This window comes from Piscinibacter defluvii (assembly GCF_004011805.1).
Classification (GTDB): Bacteria; Pseudomonadota; Gammaproteobacteria; order Burkholderiales; family Burkholderiaceae_C; genus Piscinibacter; species Piscinibacter defluvii.
Genome location: NZ_RCHJ01000004.1, coordinates 257,513 through 282,648, shown reverse-complemented (window position 1 = coordinate 282,648; position 25,136 = coordinate 257,513). Strand labels below are relative to the sequence as shown.

Annotated in this window: 26 protein-coding genes; 17 read left to right on the top strand and 9 right to left on the bottom strand. The window is 73.9% G+C overall.

The features are described from left to right. Positions 1 to 14 precede the first annotated feature (14 nt). Positions 15 to 464: a hypothetical protein gene (locus D9C15_RS13965; RefSeq protein WP_127998195.1), complete on the top strand. Its 450-nt coding sequence runs from the start codon at positions 15 to 17 to the stop codon at positions 462 to 464. Here D9C15_RS13965 and D9C15_RS13960 read toward each other — a convergent pair whose 3' ends face one another. The 3 genes from D9C15_RS13960 to D9C15_RS13950 are packed head-to-tail and all read right to left on the bottom strand — an operon-like array spanning position 465 to position 2,994. After that, the gene (locus D9C15_RS13960; RefSeq protein ID WP_127998194.1) at positions 465 to 1,220 is read right to left on the bottom strand and encodes an SDR family oxidoreductase; all 756 of its coding nucleotides are present in this window, start codon (positions 1,218 to 1,220) and stop codon (positions 465 to 467) included. Between the two features lie 50 nt (positions 1,221 to 1,270). After that, positions 1,271 to 2,173, bottom strand: a complete 903-nt coding sequence (locus tag D9C15_RS13955) for an RNA polymerase sigma-70 factor (protein ID WP_127998193.1) — start codon at positions 2,171 to 2,173, stop codon at positions 1,271 to 1,273. Between the two features lie 41 nt (positions 2,174 to 2,214). Continuing rightward, positions 2,215 to 2,994, bottom strand: coding sequence for an IclR family transcriptional regulator (locus D9C15_RS13950; protein WP_127998820.1), 780 nt, complete (start codon positions 2,992 to 2,994; stop codon positions 2,215 to 2,217). An 86-nt stretch (positions 2,995 to 3,080) separates the two neighbouring features. Here D9C15_RS13950 and D9C15_RS13945 point away from each other — a divergent pair, with 86 nt between their 5' ends. The 6 genes from D9C15_RS13945 (at position 3,081) to D9C15_RS13920 (ending at position 8,849) form a co-directional block, all read left to right on the top strand. After that, a complete protein-coding gene (locus tag D9C15_RS13945) occupies positions 3,081 to 3,974 on the top strand; it encodes an amidohydrolase family protein (RefSeq protein ID WP_127998192.1) in 894 nt (297 codons plus the stop codon). After that, positions 3,971 to 5,497, top strand: coding sequence for a sugar ABC transporter ATP-binding protein (locus tag D9C15_RS13940; protein ID WP_127998190.1), 1,527 nt, complete (start codon positions 3,971 to 3,973; stop codon positions 5,495 to 5,497). Before D9C15_RS13945 ends, D9C15_RS13940 begins: the two co-directional genes overlap by 4 nt. Beyond that, positions 5,494 to 6,471: an ABC transporter permease gene (locus D9C15_RS13935; protein ID WP_127998188.1), complete on the top strand. Its 978-nt coding sequence runs from the start codon at positions 5,494 to 5,496 to the stop codon at positions 6,469 to 6,471. The genes D9C15_RS13940 and D9C15_RS13935 overlap by 4 nt, the downstream gene beginning before the upstream one ends. A 36-nt stretch (positions 6,472 to 6,507) precedes the next feature. Next, positions 6,508 to 7,443, top strand: a complete 936-nt coding sequence (locus tag D9C15_RS13930; protein ID WP_127998186.1) for an ABC transporter substrate-binding protein — start codon at positions 6,508 to 6,510, stop codon at positions 7,441 to 7,443. Further along, positions 7,443 to 8,222: an SDR family oxidoreductase gene (locus D9C15_RS13925; RefSeq protein ID WP_127998184.1), complete on the top strand. Its 780-nt coding sequence runs from the start codon at positions 7,443 to 7,445 to the stop codon at positions 8,220 to 8,222. The genes D9C15_RS13930 and D9C15_RS13925 overlap by 1 nt, the downstream gene beginning before the upstream one ends. 108 nt (positions 8,223 to 8,330) lie before the next feature. Next, positions 8,331 to 8,849 (top strand): DUF922 domain-containing protein, encoded by a 519-nt coding sequence (locus D9C15_RS13920; RefSeq protein ID WP_127998182.1) that lies wholly within the window; start codon positions 8,331 to 8,333, stop codon positions 8,847 to 8,849. On the opposite strand, the gene D9C15_RS13915 is transcribed toward D9C15_RS13920, so the two are convergent. The 5 genes from D9C15_RS13915 to D9C15_RS13895 all read right to left on the bottom strand — a co-directional run bounded on the left by D9C15_RS13915 (position 8,761) and on the right by D9C15_RS13895 (position 14,185). Next, positions 8,761 to 9,447 carry a phosphatase PAP2 family protein gene (locus D9C15_RS13915; protein ID WP_127998180.1) on the bottom strand — a complete coding sequence of 229 codons (687 nt, stop codon included), beginning with the start codon at positions 9,445 to 9,447 and terminating at the stop codon, positions 8,761 to 8,763. The genes D9C15_RS13920 and D9C15_RS13915 overlap by 89 nt on opposite strands. A gap of 86 nt (positions 9,448 to 9,533) precedes the next feature. Then, on the bottom strand, positions 9,534 to 12,389 hold the full coding sequence (locus D9C15_RS13910; protein ID WP_127998178.1) for a serine/threonine-protein kinase: 2,856 nt from the start codon (positions 12,387 to 12,389) through the stop codon (positions 9,534 to 9,536). A gap of 10 nt (positions 12,390 to 12,399) precedes the next feature. Further along, on the bottom strand, positions 12,400 to 12,954 hold the full coding sequence (locus tag D9C15_RS13905; RefSeq protein ID WP_127998177.1) for an ECF-type sigma factor: 555 nt from the start codon (positions 12,952 to 12,954) through the stop codon (positions 12,400 to 12,402). A gap of 60 nt (positions 12,955 to 13,014) precedes the next feature. Further along, positions 13,015 to 13,716: a hypothetical protein gene (locus D9C15_RS13900; RefSeq protein WP_127998175.1), complete on the bottom strand. Its 702-nt coding sequence runs from the start codon at positions 13,714 to 13,716 to the stop codon at positions 13,015 to 13,017. A gap of 4 nt (positions 13,717 to 13,720) precedes the next feature. Next, complete coding sequence (locus D9C15_RS13895) at positions 13,721 to 14,185, bottom strand: hypothetical protein (protein ID WP_127998173.1); 465 nt, start codon at positions 14,183 to 14,185, stop codon at positions 13,721 to 13,723. A 120-nt stretch (positions 14,186 to 14,305) separates the two neighbouring features. Here D9C15_RS13895 and D9C15_RS13890 point away from each other — a divergent pair, with 120 nt between their 5' ends. The 9 genes from D9C15_RS13890 (at position 14,306) to D9C15_RS13850 (ending at position 23,286) form a co-directional block, all read left to right on the top strand. Then, complete coding sequence (locus tag D9C15_RS13890) at positions 14,306 to 15,958, top strand: hypothetical protein (RefSeq protein ID WP_127998171.1); 1,653 nt, start codon at positions 14,306 to 14,308, stop codon at positions 15,956 to 15,958. A 27-nt stretch (positions 15,959 to 15,985) separates the two neighbouring features. Further along, the gene (locus tag D9C15_RS13885) at positions 15,986 to 16,432 is read left to right on the top strand and encodes a bacterial transcriptional activator domain-containing protein (RefSeq protein WP_127998169.1); all 447 of its coding nucleotides are present in this window, start codon (positions 15,986 to 15,988) and stop codon (positions 16,430 to 16,432) included. 114 nt (positions 16,433 to 16,546) lie between these two features. Then, complete coding sequence (locus tag D9C15_RS13880; RefSeq protein ID WP_127998167.1) at positions 16,547 to 17,020, top strand: hypothetical protein; 474 nt, start codon at positions 16,547 to 16,549, stop codon at positions 17,018 to 17,020. A gap of 14 nt (positions 17,021 to 17,034) precedes the next feature. Beyond that, a complete protein-coding gene (locus D9C15_RS13875; protein WP_127998165.1) occupies positions 17,035 to 17,727 on the top strand; it encodes a hypothetical protein in 693 nt (230 codons plus the stop codon). A 140-nt stretch (positions 17,728 to 17,867) separates the two neighbouring features. Continuing rightward, positions 17,868 to 18,401, top strand: coding sequence for a hypothetical protein (locus tag D9C15_RS13870; RefSeq protein ID WP_127998163.1), 534 nt, complete (start codon positions 17,868 to 17,870; stop codon positions 18,399 to 18,401). Positions 18,402 to 18,560: 159 nt separating this feature from the next. Next, a complete protein-coding gene (locus tag D9C15_RS13865) occupies positions 18,561 to 20,639 on the top strand; it encodes a VIT and vWA domain-containing protein (RefSeq protein ID WP_127998161.1) in 2,079 nt (692 codons plus the stop codon). A gap of 10 nt (positions 20,640 to 20,649) precedes the next feature. Next, complete coding sequence (gene xrtQa / locus D9C15_RS13860) at positions 20,650 to 21,489, top strand: exosortase Q (RefSeq protein ID WP_127998159.1); 840 nt, start codon at positions 20,650 to 20,652, stop codon at positions 21,487 to 21,489. Further along, positions 21,479 to 21,994 carry an exosortase Q subunit 2 gene (gene xrtQb, locus D9C15_RS13855; RefSeq protein ID WP_127998157.1) on the top strand — a complete coding sequence of 172 codons (516 nt, stop codon included), beginning with the start codon at positions 21,479 to 21,481 and terminating at the stop codon, positions 21,992 to 21,994. Before xrtQa ends, xrtQb begins: the two co-directional genes overlap by 11 nt. After that, the gene (locus D9C15_RS13850) at positions 21,991 to 23,286 is read left to right on the top strand and encodes a biosynthetic peptidoglycan transglycosylase (protein WP_127998153.1); all 1,296 of its coding nucleotides are present in this window, start codon (positions 21,991 to 21,993) and stop codon (positions 23,284 to 23,286) included. Before xrtQb ends, D9C15_RS13850 begins: the two co-directional genes overlap by 4 nt. Here D9C15_RS13850 and D9C15_RS13845 read toward each other — a convergent pair. Further along, positions 23,267 to 24,052 carry a hypothetical protein gene (locus tag D9C15_RS13845; protein ID WP_127998151.1) on the bottom strand — a complete coding sequence of 262 codons (786 nt, stop codon included), beginning with the start codon at positions 24,050 to 24,052 and terminating at the stop codon, positions 23,267 to 23,269. The genes D9C15_RS13850 and D9C15_RS13845 overlap by 20 nt on opposite strands. A gap of 28 nt (positions 24,053 to 24,080) precedes the next feature. Here D9C15_RS13845 and D9C15_RS13840 point away from each other — a divergent pair, with 28 nt between their 5' ends. After that, positions 24,081 to 25,067 carry a toll/interleukin-1 receptor domain-containing protein gene (locus tag D9C15_RS13840; RefSeq protein WP_127998149.1) on the top strand — a complete coding sequence of 329 codons (987 nt, stop codon included), beginning with the start codon at positions 24,081 to 24,083 and terminating at the stop codon, positions 25,065 to 25,067. Positions 25,068 to 25,136 lie beyond the last annotated feature (69 nt).

Here is a 25,136-nt window from a genome sequence, read left to right as displayed (position 1 = left end):
GCCGGAGGCCGCCCATGAAACGCACCGTCTGCCTGCTCGCCCTGGCCACGACCGTGCTGGCCGTGTTGCCCGATCCGGCCGACGCGCATGGTCGCCGCCACCGCTGGTGGGGCGGCGTGTCGATCGGCATCGGCGTGCCGCTGTACTACGGCACCTATGCCTATCCGGCGCCGTATGCCTATGGCTACGCCCCGGTCTATCCGGCCTATACAACGTACCCGGGCTACGTGGTGTCGACGCTGCCGCCTGCCCCGGCCTATCAGCCGGTGCCGCCGGCACCCGCCCCGGCCGCGCCGGAACCGATCTTCTACCCGCGCAAAGGCCAGAACGCGGCGCAGGCCGAGGCCGACCGCCAGGCGTGCAACCGCTGGGCCACCACGCAGCGCGACGCGATGGCCGACGCCAGCGTGTTCCACCGCGCCGTGCTGGCCTGCATGGACGGGCGCGGCTACACCGCGCGCTGATCAGGCCGCCAGCGGCGCGCGCGCCAGCCAGTCGTCGAGCCCGGTCCGGCCGAGCCGCGCATCCGCTGCCGTGCACAGTGCGTCGCCCTCGAGCCGCGCGCCGAAGTAGGTGGCCGTCGGGTCGGTGAGCACGCTGCGGCGATCGCCCCGGGCCGGCAGCCAGCGGCGCAGCAGCGCGTCCAGCGGTGCACGCTGCGGCCCGCCGAGCTCGAGGCGGCCGTTCAGCGGCGCGGCGAGCGCCACCTCGGCGAGCGTGGCGGCCACGTCGTCCGCCGCCACCGGCTGCAGCGGCGCGGCCGGCGCGTGCACCACCCCCGCGTCGGTCAGCGAGTCGGCGATGGCGCCGAGGAACTCGATGAACTGCGTGGCACGCAGCACGGTGAACGGCACGCCGCCGTGTGCGATCAGCGCTTCCTGGGCCAGCTTGGCGCGCAGGTAGCCGCTGTCGGGCAGGCGCTCGGCACCCACCACCGACAGCGCGACCAGGTGCTGCACGCCCGCCGCACGCGCCGCCGCCAGCAGGTGGCGCGTCGAGGCCTGGAAGAAGGCCAGCACGTCCTCCGGTGCGAACGACGGCGAGTTGGTCACGTCGACCACCACCTGCGCGCCGGCCAGCGCGGCGTCCAGCCCGCGGCCGGTGACGCTGTCCACGCCGGTGGAGGGCGAAACGGCGGCCACCTGGTGGCCGGCGCGGCGCAGCAGGGCGGCCAGGCGGGTGCCGATCAGGCCGGTGCCGCCGAGGATCACGATGTTCATGAAGCGTCCTTGAGAGTGCCGGGCCGCCGCCCCGTGCGGCGCCCCTGCCCTCAAGACGTGGCATCCCGCGGCGGTGTGACAGTCCGCGTGGCGGCGATGCGCGCCAGCTTGTCCGGGTTGCGCTGCGCGTGGATGCGCAGGATGCGGTGCCCGTCGGTCTCCAGCGCCTGCACCGATTCGAGCGTGCCGTCGATGAAGCGCAGCAGCCCCCGCTGGCCGTTGACCCAGGCCAGCTCGATGCGCACCGCGCCCGGGTGGCGCAGGCAGGCCGCCAGGTAGAGCTGCGCGATGCGCGTGCCGCCCTCGAGCGGCCGGCCGAAGCTCGGCACCTTGCCGCCGCCGTCGCCAAGCAGCTGCGCGTCCTCGGCGAGCAGGGCCTTCAGCGCGCCGAAGTCGCCCCGCGTCGCGGCCTGCGCGAAGCTGCGCAGCAGGCGCTCCTGCGCCGGCGCCGGCACCACGTGGCGCGGCCGGGCGTCGCGCAGTTGCTCGCGCGCGCGGTGCACGATCTGCCGGCAGGCCGCCTCGCTCTTGCCGAGCGCCTCGGCCACCTCGGCGTACTCGGCCTCGAACACCTCGCGCAGCAGCCAGGCCGCACGTGCCTCGGGCGCGAGCCGCTCGAGCACCGCGAGGAAGGCGACCGACAGGCTGTCGGCGCGCTCGACCAGCTGCTCCGGCGAGGGCGGCGACTCCTCCAGCAGCGGCTCGGGCAGCCAGGTGCCGACGTAGTGGGCGCGCTCGACCCGCGCGTGGCGCAGCCGGTCGATGGCCAGGCGCGTGGCCACCGACACCAGCCAGGCCTCGGGCCTGTCGATCGGGCCGGCGGCGGCCTCGCGCCAGCGCAGCCAGGTGTCCTGCACCACCTCCTCGGCCTCGGCGCGGGTGCCGAGCATGCGGTAGGCCAGGCCCTGCAGGCGCGGGCGCAGTCGTTCGAAGGCGTCGGTGTGCGTGTCCATGACCCGCAAGACGGGCGGCAGGCCCCCAGTGTGACAGCGCCTCAGCGCAGCGTCAGCGCGGCCGCCGCGCGCGCCAGCAGCGCGCGGGTCGCTTCCAGGTCGGGCGCGGCGTGGCGGTCGATGCGTCGCACGTAGGGGCAGGTCAGCGCGCCCAGCGCACTGCCGTCCGGGCCGAGCAGCGGCAGCGAGATGTCGGTCACGCCATGGGTCTGCCGGCTGTCGGCCTGCCAGTGGCCCCGGGCGCGCAACTGCTCGAGCGTGGCCTGCAGCGCGCGCGCCGCGGGCCGGCGCGCCTGGCCGTCCAGCGGCTCGTGCTCGGCCAGCATCTCGGCGCGCCGCTGCGGTGTCTGGAAGGCCAGCAGCGTGAGCCCCGAGCCGCTGTCCAGCAGGCTGACACGTGCACCGGCGCGGATCGACAGGCCCCAGTACACCGGGCTGGCCACCTGCACGACGATGGTCACGTTGCCGCGGTCGTACACGCCGAGGTGGCAGGACTGCTCGGCCGCCTTGGTGAACGCGTCCATCACCGGCGTGGCCTGCGACACCAGGCGCGCCTGCGGCGGGTGGCGCTGCGACAGCACGAACAGCTTCAGGCTCAGCGAGTAGCGGTCGCCCTCGGCCGAGCGCACCACGTACTGGCGCGCGACCAGCCGCTCGAGCATGCGGTAGATCTCGCTCGGGCTGCGGCCCATGGCCTTGACGATCTCGGCACGTGTCAGGCCCTGCGCCTGCTCGGCGAGCAGCTCGAGGATGTCCAGCCCCTTGTCGAGCGCGGGCGCGCGGTAGCGCTCGTCGGCCGACGAGTCGGTGGCGGTGCGGATCGGTGCGCGGCTCAGGGTAAGTCCCCGTCGGATCGGGCCTCGGACAGATTGCGGCGATTGTTCACTCATGGATAGCATGTTCGTATATGAACAAACCCGCGCCCCGCGGCCCGGCGCATCGCCTCGATGCGCACCAGCACTACTGGCGCGTGGCGCGGGGCGACTACCGCTGGCTGCGTGCCGACGATGCGGCGCTCGCGCCGATCCACCGCGACTTCGCGCCAGCGGACCTGGCGCCGCTGCGCGCGCGGCACGGCATCGACGCCACCGTGCTGGTGCAGGCGGCGGACAGCGCCGAGGAAACCGAGTTCCTGCTCGACCTCGCGGCCGGGGAGCCGAGCGTGGCCGGCGTCGTCGGCTGGGTCGAACTGAGTCGGAAGCGCAGCATCGGGACGCTGGAGCGCTGGGCCGCCCGGCGCGTGTTCCGCGGCGTGCGCCCGATGCTGCAGGACCTGCCGGCACGCGACTGGATCGAACACGGGCCGCACCCGGCCGTGCTCGCCGCATTGCCGCGCCTCGGGCTGTGCTTCGATGCGCTGGTCAAGCCCTGGCACCTGGCGTCGCTGCGCCGCTTCGTCGAGCGCCACCCGGCGCTGCCGGTGGTGATCGACCACGCGGCCAAGCCGCTGCTCGCGCAGGGCTGGCCCGTGGGCTGGGCCGAGGCCTGGCAGCGCGACATGGCCGCACTTGCCGCGCACCCGCAGGTGAGCTGCAAGTTCTCCGGCCTGCTCACCGAGGCCGCGCCCCTGGCGACGGTCGCCGAGGGCATCGCCACGGTGCGGCCGGTGTGGGACACGCTGCTCGAGTGCTTCGGCCCGCAGCGCCTGATGTGGGGCAGCGACTGGCCGGTGCTGACGCTCGCGGCACCGTACGATCGCTGGGTGGCGGTGAGCGAGGCGCTGATCGGCGAGCTCTCGCCGGCGGAGCAGCAGGCCGTGTGGCGCGACAGCGCGGCGCGCTTCTACGGCATCACGCGATGAACGGGCACGCGCTGATCGAGGTGCGCCGCGTCAGCAAGGCCTTCGCCGGCGTGCGCGCGCTGCAGGACGTCTCGTTCGACCTGCGCGCCGGCGAGGTGCATGCGCTGATGGGCGAGAACGGCGCCGGCAAGTCCACGCTGATGAAGGTGCTGGCCGGCGTCTACACCAAGGACGACGGCGAGATCCTGCTCGACGGCGCACTGATCGAGGTCGCCAGCCCGCGCGCCGCGCAGGCGCTGGGCATCGGCATCGTGCATCAGGAACTCAACCTGATGAACCACCTGAGCGCGGCGCAGAACATCTTCATCGGCCGCGAGCCGCGCGGGCGCTTCGGCCTGTTCCTCGACGAGGCGACGCTGAACGCAAACGCGGCGCGCATCTTCGAGCGCCTGCACCTGACGCTCGATCCGCGCACGCCGGTGGGCGAGCTGACGGTGGCCAGGCAGCAGATGGTGGAGATCGCCAAGGCACTCTCCTTCGATTCGCGCGTGCTGATCATGGACGAGCCGACCGCCGCGCTGAACGACGCCGAGGTGACCGAGCTGTTCCGCATCGTCGGCCAGCTGCGCGCGCAGGGCGTGGGCATCGTCTACATCTCGCACAAGATGGACGAGCTGCAGCGCATCGCCGACCGGGTGACGGTGATGCGCGACGGCCGCACCATCGCCACCGTGCCGATGGCCGGCACGCCGGTGGCGCAGATCATCTCGATGATGGTCGGGCGCGAGATCGAGGAGTCCACCAGCCACGCGCCGGCCACCGAGCGGCGCGAGGTGGTGCTCGAGGTGACCGGCCTTCGACGCGGGCGTGTGGTGCGCGACGTGGGCTTTCGCCTGCACCGCGGCGAGATCCTCGGCTTCGCCGGGCTGATGGGCGCCGGCCGCACCGAGGTGGCGCGTGCGATCTTCGGCGCCGACCCGCTCGAGGCCGGCGAGATCCGCGTGCACGGCAGGCCGGTGACGATCCGCAGCCCGCGCGATGCGGTGCGCCACGGCATCGGCTACCTGTCGGAAGACCGCAAGCGCTTCGGCCTGGCCACCGGGCTGGACGTCACCACCAACGTCGCGCTGCCCAGCCTGCGCCGCTTCGCGCGTGCGGCCAGCTGGCTCGACGGCGGCGCGATGCGCGAGTCGGCGCAGCGCTACGTGCAGCAGCTCGCGATCAAGACCCCCTCGGTCGAGCAGACCGTGCGCCTGCTCTCGGGCGGCAACCAGCAGAAGATCGTGATCGCCAAGTGGCTGCTGCGCGACTGCGACATCCTGTTCTTCGACGAGCCCACGCGCGGCATCGACGTCGGCGCCAAGGCCGAGATCTACAAGCTGCTGGCCGCGCTGGCCGAAGCGGGCAAGGCGATCGTGATGATCTCCTCCGAGCTGCCCGAGGTGCTGCGCATGAGCCACCGCATCCTGGTGATGTGCGAGGGGCGCATCACCGGCGAGCTCGACGCGCGCGATGCGGACCAGGAGCGGATCATGCACCTGGCCACGCTGCGCGAATCGATGACCGAAAAGGCCGCCGCATGAGCTTGAAGGAAAGGTTGTTCAATCCGGCCACGCGGCAGAAGCTGCTGGCCTTCGCGAGCCTGCTCGTGCTGATGATCTTCTTCAGCGTCGCCTCGCCGAACTTCATGCAGGCCGACAATCTGGTGGCCATCCTGCAGGCCACCGCGGTCAACGGCGTGCTGGCGATCGCCTGCACCTTCGTGATCATCAGCGGCGGCATCGATCTCTCGGTGGGCACGCTGATGACCTTCTGCGCCGTGATGGCCGGCGTGGTGCTCACCTACTGGGGCCTGCCGCTGCCGCTGGGCATCGTGGCGGCCATCCTGTCGGGCGCGCTGTGCGGGTTCGTCTCGGGCGTGCTGATCGCCAAGCTGAAGATCCCGCCCTTCATCGCCACGCTGGGCATGATGATGCTGCTCAAGGGGCTGTCGCTGGTGATCTCGGGCACCAAGCCGATCTACTTCAACGACACGCCGGACTTCCCGGTCATCAGCCAGGAGTCGCTGATCGGCTGGTTCTTCCCCGCGCTGCCGATCCCCAACGCGGTGCTGATCCTGTTCATCGTCGCCGTGCTGGCGAGCCTGGTGCTGAACAAGACCATGCTCGGCCGCTACACCTTCGCGCTCGGCAGCAACGAGGAGGCGGTGCGCCTGTCGGGCGTGAACGTCGACTTCTGGAAGATCGTCGTGTACGCCGTCAACGGTGCGATCTGCGGCATCGCCGGCCTGCTGATCGCCTCGCGCCTGAACTCGGCGCAGCCGGCGCTCGGCCAGGGCTACGAGCTCGATGCGATCGCGGCGGTGGTGATCGGCGGCACCTCGCTGGCCGGCGGCACGGGCACCGTGCTCGGCACCATCATCGGCGCGTTCATCATGAGCGTTCTCACCAACGGCCTGCGCATCATGTCGGTGGCGCAGGAGTGGCAGACGGTGATCACCGGGATCATCATCATCGCCGCCGTCTACACCGACATCCTGCGCCGCGGCAGGGCCTGATCCACCACCCCGCGGAACACACAAGGAGACAGACAGATGCTGAAGAGACGTACCCTCGCGCTGGCCGCGGCCTTCGCCTTCGCGACGACGGGCAGTGCCATCGCCCAGGAGACCTACATCCCGCTGGTGTCCAAGGGCTTCCAGCACCAGTTCTGGCAGGCGGTGAAGCAGGGCGCCGAGCAGGCGGCCACGCAGTACAAGGTCAAGGTCACCTTCGAGGGCCCGGAGACCGAGGCGATGGTCGACAAGCAGATCGACATGCTCTCGGCCGCGCTGGCCAAGAACCCCAAGGCGCTCGGCTTCGCGGCGCTGGACAGCAAGGCCGCGATCCCGCTGCTGAAGAAGGCGCAGGCCGCGAAGATCCCGGTGGTGGCCTTCGACTCGGGCGTGGACAGCGACGTGCCGGTGACCACCGCCACCACCGACAACAAGGCCGCCGCGGCGCTGGCCGCCGACAAGATGGCCGAGCTGATCGGCAAGGCCGGCGAGGTGGCCGTGGTGGCGCACGACCAGACCAGCCGCACCGGCATCGACCGCGTCGAGGGCTTCACCGGGCGCATCAAGGCGGCCTACCCGAACATCAAGGTGGTGAGCGTGCAGTACGGCGGCGGCGACCACCTGAAGTCCACCGAGATCACCAAGTCCATCCTGCAGGGCAACCCGAACGTCAAGGGCATCTTCGGCGCCAACGAAGGCTCGGCGATCGGCGTGCTCAACGGCGCCAAGGAGCTCAAGCGCAAGATCGTCGTGATCGGCTACGACTCGGGCAAGCAGCAGAAGGCCGCCATCGCCAGCGGCGAGATGGCCGGGGCGATCACGCAGAACCCGGTGGGCATCGGCTTCAAGACGGTGGAGGCCGCGGTCAAGGCGCTCAAGGGCGAGAAGCTGCCCAAGGTGATCGACACCGGCTTCTACTGGTACGACAAAAGCAACATGGCCGACCCGAAGATCGCCGCGGTCCTGTACGACTGATGGACCTGCAGCTCGCCGACAAGGTCGTGATCGTCACCGGCGGCGGCTCCGGCATCGGGGCGGCGATCTCGCTCGCGCTGGCGGGCGAGGGCGCGCTGCCGGTGGTCCTCGGGCGCGACCCGCTCGGGCCCGAGTTCGAGCGCGAGCTGCATGCGCTGCAGCCGAAGGCGCACTTCATCCGCCTCGAGCTCACCGACGAGGCGGCCTGCCGCGCCGCGGTGGACGAGACGGTGGCGCGCCTCGGCCGCATCGATGGACTGGTCAACAACGCAGGCATCAACGACAAGGCGGGGCTGACGGCGGGCCGCGAGGCCTTCGTCGCCTCGCTCGAGCGCAACCTGGTGCAGTGCTACGTGATGGCGCACCTGTGCCTGCCGTCGCTGCGCGCGAGCCGGGGGGCGATCGTCAACATCGGCTCCAAGACCTCGGTGACGGGGCAGGGCGGCACCAGCGGCTACGTGGCCGCCAAGGGCGGGCTGCTGGGGCTGACGCGCGAATGGGCGGTCGAGCTGCTCCCCGACGGCATCCGCGTCAACGCCGTGCTGCCGGCCGAGGTGATGACGCCGATGTACCGCGAATACGTCTCCACCTTCCCCGACCCGCAGGGCAAGATCGACGAGATCACGCGCCGCATCCCGCTCGGACAACGCATGACCACGCCGCAGGAGATCGCCGACACGGTGGTGTTCCTGCTCTCGGCGCGCGCCAGCCACACCACCGGGCAGTGGCTGTTCGTCGACGGCGGCTACACCCACCTGGACCGGGCGATCGGCCGCTGACAAGCCGTGCAGGCGCAACCAACGAAACACGCCGGGGCCGGTGCGATGCCGCGCTGAAACCGGGGCGCCGCACAGTGGCGCCTCCACCACCTCGGACGAGGAGATGCCATGCCGGTGCAGGCGAGCTTCAAGATCAACTGGACGAAGAAGGGCAAGGCCAGCGAGACGGTGCCGGGCAAGTCCTACGAGGACATGTTCAAGTTCTTCCAGAAGAAGAACGCCGCCAGGCAGGAATGGGGCAAGTTCTCGACCGAGCGGCCGAAGCTCTCGTTCAAGCCCGCCAAGGGCGAGCCGCTGACCGAGGTGGTGCTGGACATCGGCTACACGATCACGCTGCCCAGCTGGGGCGGCGCCTCCTCGGCGAGCAAGGCCGGCAAGGAGGCCTGGGACAAGATGATGAAGGCGCTCGAGAAGCACGAGGACAACCATCGCCTGATCCTGCTCGAGCAGTGCGCGATCTTCGGCGAGAAGATCGCCGCCGAGAAGGACCTGACGCTGAAGCGGCTCGGCGAGCTGTTCGCGCAGTTCCCCAAGGACATCAAGGCCGCGCAGGACAAGTACGACGACGCCACGATGCACGGCGAGAAGGAAGGGGTGTTCCTGCCGGCGCCGGACAAGGTGAAGTAGGGCGCCGCGTCAGCAGCACGCACAGCAGCGCCGCCGCGGCGCCGGCGGGGATGTCGATCACGTGGTGCTGCCAGGTGGTCAGCACCGACACCCCGATCAGCAGCAGCCATCCCCCCAACGCGGCGCGCCACCAGCCGGCCAGGCGCGGACCCAGGTGCAGCCACAGCAGCACCAGCACGCCGATGTGCAGCGAGGGCGCGCGGTTGTAGGGGCGGTCCAGCAGCGCGAGCAGCTCGAACAGCGCGCCGGCCCAGCCCTCGACCGGTGGGCGTTCGAAGGCGAAGCGCAGCGGGCACAACGCCCAGCCGGCCAGCGCCAGCGCGAGCAGCAGGAGAAGGCGGCGGGTGTGCCGGCGCAGCGCGCCGTGGCTGCGGCCGACAAAGAACGAGGCGACGAACAGCGGCACGATCGACAGGTAGGGCACGATGGTCCAGGGAACGAAGGGGATGGTGTGCTCCCAGTCGAACACCCCCGTGCCGACGTCGGCGCGCAGCGCGGTCAGGTGGTTGCTCGCCGCGTAGGCGAGGGCGAAGACCAGGCTCACCAGCACGGCGGCCGGGGCGGCCGACGGCGCGCGTGGCGTGGGGGTCGCGAACATCGCGGCTGTCCTCCGGGCGGCCGCATCCATGCGGCCTCGATCGGAGTACGGGGACGCGCCGCGGATCCGGACAGGGGGCGTGTCGTTCAGCGCGAGGGCGCGGTTGCCTCGGCGCAGCCGGCCCGGGCGGTGTCGACCTCGCCCAGCAGCGGGCTGCGTTCGCCGAACGCGGCCAGGCGCAGGCGCCGCGCCGCGTCGAACAGGGCGCAGGCCTCGACGGACCGCCCCTCGCGCCGCAGCGCCTGGCCGAGCGGCAGCAGCGCCTCGGCCTCGAGCGCGCCCAGGCGCTCGCGCTGCGCGAATGCGGCGAAGCGCTCCAGCACCTGCTGCGCGGCCGCACGCGCGGCGGCCGGCTGGCCCTGCGCCAGCAGCGCCTCGGCGCGCACCGCCTGCGCGCGCAGCAGCTCGGGCTGCAGCGCCTGCGCCGGCAGGCCGGCGCGTGGTTCGATGCGCGCGAGGGCCTGCAGCGCCGCCTCGGGCTGCTGCCGCCGCAGGGCCAGGCGCGCGGCGACCATGTGCACCGGGTTGGCCACCGGTCCGAGCTGCCCCGGGTCGAGCTCACGCATCAGTGCCTGCGCCTCTGCGAGCGCCGCCTCGGCCTCGGCCAGCCGCCCCAGCCCGAGGCGTTGCTCCGCCTGCAGGCGCAGGCAGGCCACCAGCAGCGCGTTGCGCCCGCCGGCCACCGTGCGGTACTCGGCCACCACCCAGTCCGCCAGCGTGGCGGCCTCCTCGAACCGGCCCTCGGCCAGCAGCATCTGCAGGTGGTGCGTGCGCACCGAGCGGGTCGGGTGCGGCGTGTAGCGGCCGGCGGCGAGTGTCGCGGTGGCCGCGTCCATCAGCTGCCAGGCCTCGTCGCGCCGGCCGGTGCGGTGCAGCAGCCAGGCGAAACGCGACTGGGTGTGCAGCGTGTCCACATGGGCGCTGCCGTTGCGCTCCAGCGTCAGCGCAAGGGCGCGCCGGTAGGTGGCCTCGCTGGCGTCGAGGCGGCTCTGCAGCCACTGGATGTGGGCGAGTGTCAGCAGCGCGCTGAGCCGGGCACTCACGCCGGGATTGGGCTGCCGGTCGAGCCGGTCGAGCGATTCGACGAAGGCCGCCTCGGCCTCTGCCAGGCGGTCGCTGTTCCACAGCACGTTGCCGAGCCGGTTCAGCGCGAACGGGAAGTTCGGGTCGTCGGGGTGGTGGCGCCGGTACAGGTCCACCGCCGCACTGGCCAGCGCCGTCGCGCGCGGGCCGTCGTGCAGGGCCGCCAGGCCCTGCGTGTCCAGCAGCGCGGCGCGGGTGGCGGAGTCGTGGTCGCGCAGCCCGTCGAGGATGGCCTGCGCCTCGTCGAGCGCCCGCTGCTGCTCGTCGTCGCGGCCGAGCTGGTCGAGCTGGCGCGCGTGTTCCACCAGCGCCCGCGCCACCCGGGCATCGCGCGGGCCCAGCGCCTCCTGCAGCGCCGCCGCGCGCTGGCCGTACAGCGCAGCGGACTGCTCGTCCAGGCCGAGGTCGTAGTAGAGCCCGCCGAGCAGGCCCAGCACCTCGGCGCGGCCTTCGGGGTCGCTGCGCAGGTGCCCCTGCAGGCGCTGCGCGCCGATGTCCAGCAGCTCGCGCGCGGTGGTGCGGCGCGCCGTCTCGGGGTCGGGCTGGGCGTCGGTGTTGGCGCGGAAGATGTCGGTCACGAAGGCCTGCACCGCCTGCGCGCGGCGGGCCTCGCGCTGCGCCATGCCGGCCTGCCACAACGAGACGCCGGTGCCGGCGAGCAGCGCCAGCAGCACCGCCACCGCCGCGCCCACGCCGAGCCGGTGGCGCACGACGAACTTGCGCGCACGCAGCAGTCGGCCGGCGGGCCGTGCCTGCACCGGTTCGCCGCGCGCGTGGCGGCGCAGGTCGTCGGCGAAGGCCGTGACCGACGCATAACGCTGCGCCGGTGACTTGGCCAGCGCCTTCTCCAGGATGGCGTCGAGGTCGCCGCGCAGCGCGCGCCGCAGCGCCGGGCTCGGCGCCACGCTGCTGGCGCGTGGCGGGTCGGCCGCGGCGATCGCCTCCTCCAGCTCGGCCGCACTGCCGCGCCGCAGCCGGTAGGGCCGCGCGCCGGCGAGCAGCTCGTAGGCCACCACGCCGAGGCTGTAGACGTCGCTGGCGGTGGTCAGCGGCGCACCGGCGATCTGCTCCGGGCTGGCGTAGTCGGGCGTCAGCGCGGCACCCACCAGCGCGGTCAGCGCACCCGTGCCGCCGGCATCGTCTTCGAGCAGCTTGGCGATGCCGAAGTCCAGCAGGCGCACCTCGCCCTGCTCGGTGACGAGGATGTTGCCGGGCTTCAGGTCGCGGTGCACCACCAGCCGGGCGTGGGCATGCGCGACCGCGTCGCACACCTGCAGCAGCAGGGCCACACGGGTCGGCAGGTCCGCGCCGCGCGCGGCGCACCAGGCGTCCAGCGGCCGGCCGTCGACCCATTCCATCGCGAAGAAGGGCCGGCCGTGCTCGTCGACACCGGCGTCGTACAGCCGCGCGATGTGCGGGTGCTCGAGCGACGCGAGGATGTCGCGTTCGCGTGCCAGCCGCTGCGCCAGGCCGGCGCCCCAGGCCAGGCGCGGCAGCTTGAGCGCGACACGCCGCTTGAGCTGCCCGTCGGCACGCTCGGCCAGCCACACCGAACCCATGCCGCCCTGGCCCAGTGCCTGCACCAGCCGGTACGGGCCGACCTGCCGGCCCGGCGCCGGCTCGTCGATGTCCGGCGGCGCGGCAGGGGCGTCGAGCCGCGGCAGCGTGTGCAGGAAGTCGCCGGTCTCGATGCCGGCCTGCGCCGCGAGCAGCTCGCGCAGCGTGTCACGCAGCCCGGCGCCGGTTTCCGGCAGCGCCTGCAGCCAGGCCTCGCGCTGCGCGGCCGGCAGGGCGAGCGCCTCGTCGAGCAGCGCGCTGAGCTCGGCCCAGCGGGGGGCGAGCAGGTCCAGCCGGTTCAAGGTGCACCGCTCAGTCGCGCAGTGCGTGCGCGAGCAGCAGGCGCGCCTTCTCCCAGTCGCGCCGCACGGTCCGGTCGGTCAGGCCGAGGGCCTCGGCGATCTCGGTGTCCTTCATGCCGCCGAAGTAGCGCATCTCGACGACACGTGCGAGCCGCGGGTCGAGCTGCGCGAGCTCCCCGAGCGCCACATCGACGTCGAGGATCTGCTCCTCGGCCGCGCCGACCGACTCGGCCACGCCGGTGTCCAGCGGCAGGTGCTCGGCCGCGCCGCCGCGCCGCTCGGCCAGGCTGGCACGCGCGGTGTCGACCACGATCGAGCGCATCGCCGAGGCCGCGTAGGCGAGGAAGTGGGCGCGGTCCTCCGGCTTCAGGCGCTCGGACTGCAGCAGCTTGAGGTAACACTCGTGCACCAGCGCGGTCGTGCTCATCAGCGTGTCGCGCACGTTGCGCGCCAGGCGCCCGTGGGCGATGCGCCGCAGCTCCGGGTAGAGCAGCTGGAACAGGCTGTCGAAGGCCGAGCGGTCGCCGCTGCGGGCCTGCGCGATGAGCTGCGTGATGTCTCCCATGGCCGTGCAGCCATGGTAGACGCAAGCCCCGGGCGACGCGAGGGCCGCTCCTCCCTCCGCTCATGGATGCACCGCGGCGCGTGCGGCCAGCAGCGCGAACAGGGCGACCAGGCAGCTGCGCCCGGCGATGCCGTCCAGGTAGCCGCGCAGGAACAGCGTGGCCGCGGGGCTGCCGCCCTCGCGGTGCAGGCGCACGGCGAGCACCGCGGCCACCAGCGGGGCGGAGGCGCACACGCCGGACCAGAACGCGCCCAGCTCGCCCGCCGCCCACGACACCGCGCCGCTGACCAGCCCGGCGGTGCCGGCGCTCAGCACCAGGCTGCCGGGCACGGTGCGCGGGCGCGTGGCCGCGGCGCCGGGCACGCGCAGGGCCGCGATGCCGCAGGCGCAGGCCAGCAGCGAGGACAGCAGCGCGAACGGCAGCGCGACCGGCAGCGGCATGGCGACCTGGCTCCACCAGGGCAGCGGCAGGGCGGCCGCCAGGGCCCCGGTGGCCAATGCGGCCGCGGGCGCCCGCTGCCGGCTGGCCCAGGCATAGCCGATGCCGAACAGCGCACAGCCCGCCCCGGCTGCCACGCAGCCGGCGGCCGCCGTGGCCGCGAAACCGGCGCCCCGGTCCAGCGCCAGCCAGCCCAGGGCCGGCAGCGTGACGATCGGCAGACCGGTCAGCCAGCCGGCCAGGCGCTGTCCGAAGCGGCGGGCGAGCGCGAGCAGCGCGGCCACGCAGGCGGCGGTGAGCAGGGCCCGGGCCAGCGGGTCCACGGTGTCAGACCACGGCGAACACGGTGCCGAAGCCGGCGTCCGTCAGCCGGTTCACCACCTCGGCCACCGCGACCGCGTCGCGCCCCCGCACGTAGAACGCCAGTCCCTGCGTGCCGCGCCAGCCGCGCACCTGCTCGGCCAGCCGCACGGCGTTCTCCACCGAGCCGTTGGCGTCGACATCGATCAGGATGGTCGACGGCATCGCGACCAGTTCCTGCCAGGCGAGCTGCGCCCGCGTGGCGTACAGGCCGTTGCGCGTGCGGGCGCGTGTGTCCGCCGGCACCCGTTCCGGCGGGGCGGGCAGGGCGCGGCCCTGGGCGTCGAACAGTTCGGGCTCGGCGCTGGCGCCGCTGGCGGCGGTGACGGCGATCGGCGGCTCGTCGCCGCTGCTGCCGCCGCCGCAGGCGGACAGGCTGGCGGAGCAGGCCAGGCAGACGATGACGACGGCGCAGCAGCGGAAGGCGGGCATGGCGGAACTCCCTCGGGACGGCGCCGACAGGGCGCCTTCCTCACGAGTACGAGCCCACCGGGCGGATCCGGACAAGGGCGGCGCGTTGACACTGCCCGCGCCCGTTTCGACACTGCGCCGGTGAGCCGCGATTCCACCGCACCGGCCGGCGACCCGCAGGGGTTGCCGCCCGAGTCGAGCCTGGCCGCCGGCGCGCTCGAGCTGCTGGCGCAGCCCGGGCGGTGGCCGGCCTGGCACTGCCCGCCGGCGACGCCGGCGCTCGCCGCCGCGCAGCCCTGGACGGCCTACTGGGCGACCCGGCTCGACCCGCAGCTGGACGTGCGTGACGCCCGCGCCTGCCTGGCCGCGGCGCTGCCGGTGTTCGGCGCGCGTGGCGACCGGGTCGGCGAGCTGCTCTGCCTGGCGGCGCTGATCGAGGACTACTACGTCGACGAGGGGCCGCTGGAGCCGCTCGACCACTGGATCGAGCTGCTCGTCGAACGCCTGCCGCCGGCGGGGCAGTGGCCCTCGGCCGAGCTCGAGGCGCGGGTGATGGCGTGCGGCATCGCCATCCGGCTGCGCGCGCCCTCGCACCCGCTGCTGGCCGGCTGGGCCGAACGCGGCGACGAGCTGCTGCGCCGGCTCGAACCCGGTGCCGGCCGGCTGCGCCTGGCCACCTTCCTGGCCCAGTACCACCTCTGGCGCGGCGAGTTCGAACGCACCGGCCTGATCGTCGACGCCGTGCCCGGCCTGTCGGTGCAGGGCCTGCTGCCGGCCGAGGCGCTGGTGTGGTTCGACACCGTGGCCAACTACGGCCGCTACTGCGCGCGCTTCGAGCTCGGGCGTGCGGCCATCGAGGCCAGCCTGCAGCTGGTGCAGCGCCTGGGCCTGCGCCAGCGCCGCTACGCGCTGCATGCCTACGGGGCCTCGCTGGCCCTCGCCGCGCACGAGCTGGGCGCCGCGCAGCGCCACGTTCAGGCCATGCGCGAGGTGCTCGACAGCGGCGTGCAGGCCGACCAGACGCACTACTGGCACTACCTGGCCGGACTGACCCTGCTGCGCGGGGACGCGCCGCGCGCCGTCGAGCTGGCGCGCACCGCGCTGCAGAACTCCGGCGAGATCGGCGGCCCGACGCGCCTGGCGACCCACCGGCTGAGCCTCGGCCAGGCGCTGCTGTGCAGCGGCGACCCGATGGCCGCGCTGGAGAACGTGGAGGCCGCGCTCGGCCTGGCGTCGCGTATCGATGCGGCGCTGATGCTGTTCACCGCCGGCCTGATGCGCAGCGCCTGCCTGCGCCGGTTGGGCCGTGACGCCGAGGCGACGCAGGCGCTGCGCAGCGCCCTGCGCGAAGGCGCCCGGCGCGACTTCAAGGTCACCGCGGTGTGGTGGCTGCCCGAGGTGATGGGCGAGCTGCTGCGCACGGCGATCGAGCAGGGCATCGAGCTGGCCTATGCGCGCCGCCTGGCGCGCCTGCACCGCCTGCCCGGGCCGGACCCGGCGCTCGCGCAATGGCCCTGGCCGCTCGTGCTGCGCTCCTTCGGCGAGTTCGAGCTGTGGCTGCACGAGCGCTGCGTGACGCACGGCGCCGGCAAGACCGCGCAGCGCCCGCTCGACCTGCTGCGCGCACTGCTGGCGCAGGGCGCGGCGCCGCTGCCGGTGGCCGCCGCGACGCAGTGGCTGTGGCCCGAGGCCGAACCGGCCGCGCAGCGCAAGGCCTTCGACGCCGCGCTGCTGCGGCTGCGTCGTCTGCTCGGCGAGCCCGGGCTGCTGCACCTCGAGAACGGCCGCCTGTGACTGGACGAGCAGCGCTGCTGGAGCGACGTGGGCGCGCTGCACGCGCTGCTGCAGCGCATCGGTGCCGCGCCGTCGGCGACCGGAGCGCAGCTGCAGGACTGGGCCGGCCGCCTGCTCGACCTGATGCGCGGCCCGTTCCTGAGCGCCGAGGACGCCGACTGGGCGCAGGCGGCGCGCGAGCGCTACCGGCAGCGCTTCGTCGTCGCCGTGGCCCAGCTCGCCGCGCGCCTGGAGCCGATCGACGCCGACGCGGCCGCGCTGCTGTACCAGCGCGCCCTGGACATCGAGCCGCTCGCCGAGAGCCTGAGCCGGCGCCTGATCCGGCTGCACGCCGCGCGCGGCGACTATGCCGAGGCGCTGCGCAGCTGGCGCACCTGCTGCACGATGCTGCGCGCGGCCGGCGGGCCGGGGCCGGCACGCGAGACGCGTGCGCTGGCCGCGGAGCTGGGCCTGCCCGGCGACCAGGCTGTCTAGGGGGGCGTGTTAGGGAGCGTTCCGCCGCGATCGGTAGGGCCGCGGTAGGACGGGGTGGACGACCATCGAATCGCGGCGCACGCAGCCCGCACCCGACCACTCCCGGAGTAGCCCATGCCCGTCATCGCCCGTCGCCCGATCCTGCGCAACGCCCTGGCCGCCGCCGGCATCGCCCTGGCCGCCGTGCACCTGCCCGCCGCGGCCACCACCGACCTGACCGCCGTCGTCGACACCTGCCCGGTGGGAGGGCGCGATCCGTCGTCCGCGCTGAGGATGCACCACTGCGGCGTCTGGAGCCCGGACGACTTCGCCGCCGTGCCGAGCTGGAACACGCTCCAGCTGCTGTTCAAGGACCCGACCCCGAACGGCGGCGGCGTCGTCGCGACGCTCAAGTGCATGCGCCGCAGCACCGGCGTGGTCAGCACCGTCGCCACGGTGCGCAGCGTCCACAGCCCGACCGTGACGACGCGCTCGGTGCGCCTGCCCGCGCCGCTGAACTTCAAGAACTGCGGCTACTTCGTCCAGATCGAGGTCGACGGCACGACCCTGACGCCGAAGGCGCTGATGGTGGTGCTGCGCACCGCCTGAACCCGGAGACGCCCATGCGCACACCCGCCCCGCCCACGACCATGCGCCCCTGGTCCCGGCCCGGCGCCGCCGCGGCGCTCGCCGCCGCCGCCTGCGCCGGATGGTGGGCGCACCCGGACCTGCCGCCGCAGGCGCCGGCGCCGCCCCATGCAGCCGCGCCCGCGCCGGTACCCGCGCCCGCGCCCGCGCCGCTGATCGCGGTGGCGCACGACGGCCGCGCCACGCTGCACGTCGACCAGCAGCCGCTGGAATGGGTGCTCGAGCAGATCGCCCAGCAGAGCGGCTGGGCGGGTGTGCCTGCACGCGCGCCCCAGGCCGCCGCGAGCGCGCCGTCCGAGGTGCTGCCGCCGTCCTGCCCCGAGCCGCTCGTGCGGCCGGCCGATCCGGCGCGCGTGCTGCAGGCCATCGACGCCGGCAGCGAACTGCAGCGCTTCGAGGGCCTGCAGCAGGCGCGCCAGGACGGCATCGACGTGCCCGAGCCGACGCTGCGCTTCCTGCTCGAGCAGGGCCCCTCCGAGCGGGTGCGTGTGCTGGCCTTCGAGGCCTGGCTGGCGCTGCAGGCCGCCGAGCCGGCGGCGCTGCGCGCCGCGCTCGAATCGGCACGCCACGCCGCCAGCCCGGCCGTGCGCCAGGAAGCCGAGGCCCGCCTCGAGCAGTGGCACGAGGCGCAGCGGCTCGCGGCCCTGCCGGCTCTCGCCGATCCCTGATCCCCCGCCGCGCCACGGCGTCCCGGGCGCGCGGCCGCGCAGGCCACGCGGTCGCGTCGCGGCGTGGCCCGGAACCCGGCGGCGCGCACAGGAGGCGGCGTGCCGGCGGCACACCCAACCCGCCTCCGGAGGAAACCATCATGCGATCCACGAACCATCGTTCCATCCGCAACGCCCGCCGGCCGTTGCGGGCCCTGCTCGCCGTCGCCGTGGCCGGCATCCTGCCGCACGCCGGGGCGCTCGCCGCCGGCGAGTGGAAGGGTTATGCCGGCGTGAACTGCCTGCCCGGCAACAGCAACGATTCGGTGCGGCGCAGCGCCACGTCCGATGCCGCGCTGGCCAATGCGGGCACCAGCACGATCAGCGTGTTCTGCCCGGTGGTGCGCGACGTCGAGGCGAGCGGCAGCCCGCGCGTGCTGGCGGCCGTGGTGCGGATGCGCAACCGCCATGCCACGGCCAGCGCGAGCTGCGAGTTCAGCGTGCACAACCAGGCGGGCAACAAGGTCGGCACCGTCACCCGGGTGGCGCCGTTCGGCGAGCACGACCTGAACTTCCCGGCGATGAACGCGCCCGCCTGGGGCAGCTATGTGATCCGCTGCAGCCTGCCCGGACGCGACCCGGCGACCAACCTGCAGTCCTACATCATCAACTACCGGGTCGACGAGGCGCCTTGATCCGGTGCCGCCCCGCACCCGGCGGGTGGCGCCGCCCGCCGGGGGCACTTCACGCCGACTTCACACAAGCCCCGCACGCTTCGCACCCCGTTCGCACGCACCTTCGATCCTGACGCCCGTGCCGCCTCCGAATGCGGCACGCCATCAGGAGAGACTGTCATGCGCCGCGTCCGTGGTCCGCTGTTCCCGCTGTTCCGCCATCCCCTGCCCCCCCTCACCCGCACCGGTCGGGTGCTGCTGCTGGCGGCGCTCGCCGTCTGGGCCTTCTGCCTGACGGTGGCCTGGTCACCCGCCTTCGCGGACGACGCGCAGGCGCGGCCGGCCGAGGGGCCGTACTTCCAGCTCGGCAGCAGCGAGCCCGGGGTGGACCGGCTGCCGCTGAAGTCGACCCGCGTCGAGGTGCGCATCGCCGGCGTGATCGCCGACGTCACGGTGACTCAGCAGTACCGCAACGAGGGCCAGCGCGCGATCGACGCGCGCTACGTGTTCCCGGGCTCGACCCGTGCCGCGGTGCACGCGATGCAGGTGCGCCTGGCCGGCCGCACGATCGTCGCGCAGATCGACGAGAAGCAGCGCGCCCGCATCCGCCACGAGAGCGCGAAGCGCGAGGGCAAGACCAGCGCGCTGCTCGAGCAGCACCGGCCCAACGTGTTCGAGATGAACGTCGCCAACATCCTGCCGGGCGACGACGTGGCGGTGGAGCTGCGCTACACCGAGCTGGTGCCGCCGGACGGCGGGCGCTACAGCTTCGTGTTCCCGACCGTGGTCGGCCCGCGCTACCACGTGCCGGCCGTGCAGGGCGGCGCCACGCACTTCCCCGCCACGCCGCAGCTGCGCGAGGGCGAGGCGAGCCCGAGCGCCTTCGACCTGACGGTGCGGTTCGCCGCGCCGCTGCCGGTCAGCGAGCTGCGGTCGCCCAGCCACGGCATCGAGGTGCAGGGCGAAGGCACGCCGGCCGCGCAGGTGGCCATCGGCGAGGCCACGCCGCGCAACGACCGCGACTTCATCCTCGAGTACCGCCTGGCCGGCGAGCGCACCGCCACCGGGCTGATGCTGTACCAGGCGCCGGGCGACGACGGCGCCGACGGGGGTTCGGGCGAGAACTTCTTCCTCGCGCTGGTGGAGCCGCCGAAGGCCATCGCGCCGGCGCAGATCAACCCGCGCGAATACGTGTTCGTGGTCGACATCTCCGGCTCGATGCACGGCCAGCCGCTGGCCACCGCCAAGACGCTTCTGCGCAACCTGATCGGCGGCCTGCGCCCGAGCGACAGCTTCAACGTGATGCTGTTCTCCGGCAGCAGCCAGATGCTGAACGAGCGCCCGGTGCCGGCCACGCGCGCCAACATCGAACGGGCCATCGCGGTGATCGACCAGTCGCGCGGCGGCGGCAGCACCGAGATCGTGCCGGCCCTGCGCCGCATCGCCGCACTGCCCAAGAACGCCGACGTGGCGCGCAGCGTGATCGTCGTGACCGACGGCTACGTGACGGTCGAGAACCAGGTGTTCGAGCAGGTGCGCAAGAACCTCGGCAACAGCAACGTGTTCGCCTTCGGCATCGGCTCGTCGGTGAACCGCCACCTGATCGAGGGCATCGCGCGGGCCGGCCAGGGCGAGCCCTTCATCGTCACCAAGCCCGAGCTGGCGGCGGCCCAGGCCGAGCGCCTGCGCCGCATGATCGAGGCCCCGGTGCTGACCCAGCTGCGCGCGCGCTTCGAGGGCCTGGAGGTGTACGACGTCGAGCCGGCGTCGCTCGCCGCGCTGCCCGACGTGCTGGGCGGCCGGCCGGTGCTGATCCACGGCAAGTGGCGCGGCGAGCCGCGCGGCCAGCTGGTGCTCGAGGGCGAGGCCGCCAACGGCCACCACAGCGAGGTGGTGCCGGTGAGCGCGCCCGACCCGACCGCGAGCGCGCTGCGCCAGCTGTGGGCGCGCACCCGCATCCAGCAGCTCTCCGACCAGGAGGCGCTCGAGGGCGGCAGCGGGCAGCGCGAGGCGATCACCACGCTCGGCCTGCGCTACAGCCTGCTGACCCAGTACACCAGCTTCATCGCCATCGACCAGGTGGTGCGCAGCGACCAGCCGGCCGTGCCGGTGGACCAGCCGCTGCCGCTGCCGCAGGGTGTGAGCGAAAGCGCGGTCGGCGCCGCTGTGCCGAGCACGCCGGAGCCGGCGGCCTGGTTGTCGCTGCTGGTGGTGATCGGTCTCGTCGGCACGGCGCTGTTCCGCCGTGGCACGTGGTGAGGAGGCGGCGATGAGACTGGCTCTGCCCGCTTCCGCCTGGCCGCCGGCGCTGGCCTGCCGGCCGGCCTACCTCTCGCCGCTGGCCTGGCTCGGCCTGCAGGCGCTGGCGCTGTGGCCGCACGGTGCCTGGCTCGCGCGCCGGGTGCTGGACGGCTCCGACGAGCCGCTCGGCCTGGCCGCGCTGGCGCTGCTGGCCGGTCTGCTCGCGCTCTGGGCGCCAAGGCTGCGGGTGGCGCCGCACACCGGCTGGCTGGCCGGCGCGGTGGCGCTCACGCTGCTGGCGGGCGTGGCGCTGTTCGTGGCGCCGCCGCTGGTGGGCGCGCTGCTCGCGGCGCTGGCGCTCGGCTGCAGCCTGGCCGCCTGGCTGCCGGTCCACGCGCCGCGCGCGCCGCTGGCCGGCCTGGTGGTGCTGGCGCTGCCGCTGATCGCTTCGCTGCAGTACTACGCCGGCTTTCCGCTGCGCGTGCTGACGGCGCAGGCGAGCGTGGGGCTGCTGCAGCTCGGTGGCCTCACCGCCGAGCGGCTCGGCGCCACCCTGCTGGTGGACGGCCGCCAGGTGATCGTCGACGCGCCCTGCTCGGGCGTGCAGATGGCCTGGATGGCCTACTTCGCCGCCTGCGCCGCGGCGGCACTGACCGGCCGGCGCGATGCCAGCTTCCTGCGCCGCCTGCCGGCCGTCGGCGCGCTGGTGCTGCTCGGCAACGTGCTGCGCAACAGCCTGCTGGTCGCGCTCGAGGCGCGCCCGCAGGGGCTGGATCCGGCGCTGCACGAGGCGATCGGCCTGGCGCTGCTCGCCGGCGTGGTCGCCGCCGTCGCGCTGCTGATGCGCGGAGGCCGCCATGTGGCATAGGCACTGGCCCGCGCTGGCCGCGCTCGCCTTCGTGCTGGCGGCACTGCTTCCGTGGTTCGTTCCGGCCGCGCCGGCGCCGCGCGCCCGGCATGTCGAGTGGCCGCAGCAATGGGATGGCCGGGCGCTGCGCCCGCTTGCGCAGAGCGCGGTGGAGCAGCGCTTCGCGGCGCGATTTCCCGGCGCGATCGGCCGCTTCACCGACGGGCAGCGCGTGATCGTGCTGCGCCGCGTGAACACGCCCACGCGCATGCTGCACCCGGCGGCCGACTGCTTCCGCGGCCTCGGCCACCGGCTCGGCGCCGTGGCGCTCGAACGCGATGCGCGGGCGCGCCTGTGGCGCTGCTTCGAGAGCACCGCGCCCGACGGGCAGCGCCTGCGCGTGTGCGAACGCATCGAGGCGGATGACGGCACGTCGTTCATCGACCCGTCGTCCTGGTTCTGGGCCGCCGCGCTCGGGCAGTCGTCCGGGCCGTGGCAGGCCGTCACCGTGGTGGAGGCTCTGTGAAGACCGTGATCCGTGGGCTGGCCGCGTTGGCGCTGGCCGTGATCCTGAGTGGCATCGGCCTGCTGCTGGTGGCGCGCGCCGCGCTCGCGCCGCAGCCCGACGAATGGCAGGTGCGGCTCGGCAGCGGCCGCTGGGCCCAGCCGGCCAGCGTGCCGACGCTGCTGCGCTGGGCCACCCACCCGCTGGCGCAGCCGCGCCTGGACGGCCGGCGCCTGCGCGGCTGGACGCTGCACGCCCGCCCCGACGGCGGCCTGGAGGCGCATTGCGCGCCCTGCCGGTTCCGCCTTGCCGCGCTCGGCCAGGCGGCGGTGGAGTTGCCGCAGGCTACGCTGGTGCTGCACGCGCGCGGCGCCGACCGCTACGACGGCCTGCTGCGCCTGGGCGCGCCGGCGCGTTCGATCGACATCCCCTGGCGCGGCGAGATGGGCGCCGCGGGCCTGCGCCTGCACGCCGAGCTGGCGCCCACGCCGCTGGTCGACCTGGTCGCGCTGTTCGGCGACGCGGTACCGGAGGCGAGCACCGCGCGCATCGAGGGCCGCGTCGGGCTCGCGCTCGACGCCCGGCTCGGCGCACAGGGCCTGCAGCTGACGGCGCTGAAGCCGGCCTTCGAGGGCCTGCGCGTCGACGGCCTGGGCACCGAGCGGCTGCGCGACGCCGACGCCGGCGCACGCTGCCGCCCGCAGCCGGCCGGCGGCCGCATCGAGGGCTGGATCCAGAACGCGGTGATCGCCGCCGAGGACGCGCGTTTCTTCGAGCACCCCGGCTACGAGCTGGAGCAGTGGGTCGCGGCGGGCAAGGCCAACCAGTCGCGGCCCGAGGCGCTGCAGGGCGCCAGCACCATCACGCAGCAGCTCGCCAAGCTGCTCTACACCGGCGACGAGCGCAGCGCGGCGCGCAAGCTGCGCGAGTTCCTCTACGCGCTGGAGATGGAGCGCACGCTCGGCAAGGGCCGCATCCTGCAGCTCTACCTGGCGGTGCTGCCCTGGGGCGACGGCATCTGCGGCGCCGAGGCCGCGGCGCGCCACCACCTCGGCAAGCCGGCGAACCAGCTCAAGCCGCGCGAGGCGGCCTGGCTGGCCAGCCTGCTGGTCAACCCCGACGAGCAGCTGCGCCGCTGGTCGAGCGACGAGGCCGCTGGCCGCGCGCGTGCGGCGGCGGTGCTCAAGGGCATCCGCCGGCTCCCGCGCGAGCGCCGCGAGGCCGAGCTCGACGCGCTGGCGCAGTGGCAGCCGCCGGTCGGGCGCAGCCTGCTCGCCACGACCCCGGCGAAGCTCACATCCGCGGCACCCTGAGCTGCGCCTCGGGCAGCGCCTGGCCGTGCAGGAAGCTGCGCACCAGCGGCGCCGGGTCGTCGAGCTGCGCGGCCTGCCAGACGATCTCCGGCGCCATCACGCGCGTGCCGGGCGGGGCCTCGGGCAGCGCCGCGGCCAGCGCGGCGGCCAGCTGGGCGAGCTTGCGCGCGCGCACCGGCTGCTGCGCCTGCGGCGTCATCAGGCGCAGCTGCGCGAGCACCAGGTCGGCCACGCGCTGCAGGCCGCGGCCGGTCGACGCGCCGGGCGGCTGGGCGGCGCGCAACAGCACCACATGCTCGAAGCCGAGGCCGGCAACCGCCTGTTCGTCCAGGCTCGCCAGCCCGGCGCGCAGCGCCTGCGGCAGGCTGGCCGCGGCATGCGGCTGCATCACCAGCAGGTCGCGCGCGCCGGCCGCGTGCAGCGCGGCGGCGAGCGCGGGCAGCTGCGCCGGCTCGGGGCGCAGGAAGGCAGCATCGCGTCCGTTGGCGTGGCGCTCGCGGTCGAACACGATCACCGCCAGCTCGCCGGCGCCGCGCGGCAGCGGCTGGCCCGGCACGGCGGGCAGCGGCACCAGCCCGGCCGGCGCGGCATGAAAGTCCTGCGTGACCAGCACGTGCAGCGGCCGGAAGCGGCCCAGCGCGAGCAGCCGCTCCACCACCGCCGAGCCGAGCGTGCCGCCGCCGCCGGCCACCACCGCGCGGCGCGGGCGTCCGGGCGATTGGGGATTGCCGTGCCCGGCGCGCAAGGCATGCTGCAGCAGGTTCATGGGCTCATTGTGAAGGGCGGCAGGCAGCATGAAGGTGTTCATCAGCTGGTCCGGCGAGGCCAGCAAGGCGGCGGCGCTGGCGTTGCACGAGGCGATCCGCGAGGTGTTCAACGGCGTCGAGCCGTGGGTGTCGGCCGAGGACATCGGGCCCGGCCAGGAATGGTTCGGCGAGCTGATGGCCACGCTCAAGGACACCCGCTTCGCGATCGCCTGCCTGACGCGCTCGAACCTGTCGGCGCCGTGGGTCATGTTCGAGTCGGGTGCGGTGTCGGCGCACTTCGGCCGGCTCAACCTGGTGCCGCTGGTGCTCGAAGGCGACATCAAGCAGCTGGCCGACCCGATGGCACGCTTCAACGGTGCGGTGTTCGATCAGGCCGGCATGCTCAACCTGTTCCGTGCCATCAACAAGACGCTGGACGTGCCCATGACCAAGGCGGCGCTCGACGCCGTGTTCACGACGCAGGTCTGGCCGCGCCTGGAGAAGCAGGTGCAGCAGGCGCTGCGGCTCGATCGCCCGCGGCACGACGTGTTCGTGTCGGTGCCGATGGCGGCCTTCGAGACCGACGAGGTGTACCAGCCCTTCCGCACCGAGGCGATGAAGGTGGTCACCGCGCTGCGCGAGCAGGCCGGGCTGTCGGTGTACTGCGCCATGGACCGGGTCGAGTCGCTGGCGCGCGTCAGCACCGCCAGCGACGGCGCCCAGCAGGACATCGACGCGCTCGAGAACAGCGCCAACTTCGTGCTGCTGTATCCGAGGAGCGTGGCCACCAGCGCGCTGTTCGAGGCCGGCTACGCGCTGGCGCGCGGCATGCCCTGCCGCTTCTTCGTGCGCGACCAGGGCCGGAAGGACCTGCGCCTGCCCTTCCTGCTGCGCAAGCTGCCCGAGGTGTTCACCAACGTGTCGATCATGGACCAGACCGAGTGGACCACCTACGACGACATCGTCAAGCAGCTGCTGCGCTACGCGCCCGAGTGGTTCGGCCGGCGTGCCCGTGCGGTGCGCGAGCGGCCTTGAATTGAGCCGCGGCAGGGCCATATCCCGCCCCGCGGGGTACGATCGCCCGCGATTCCGATGGAGACCCCT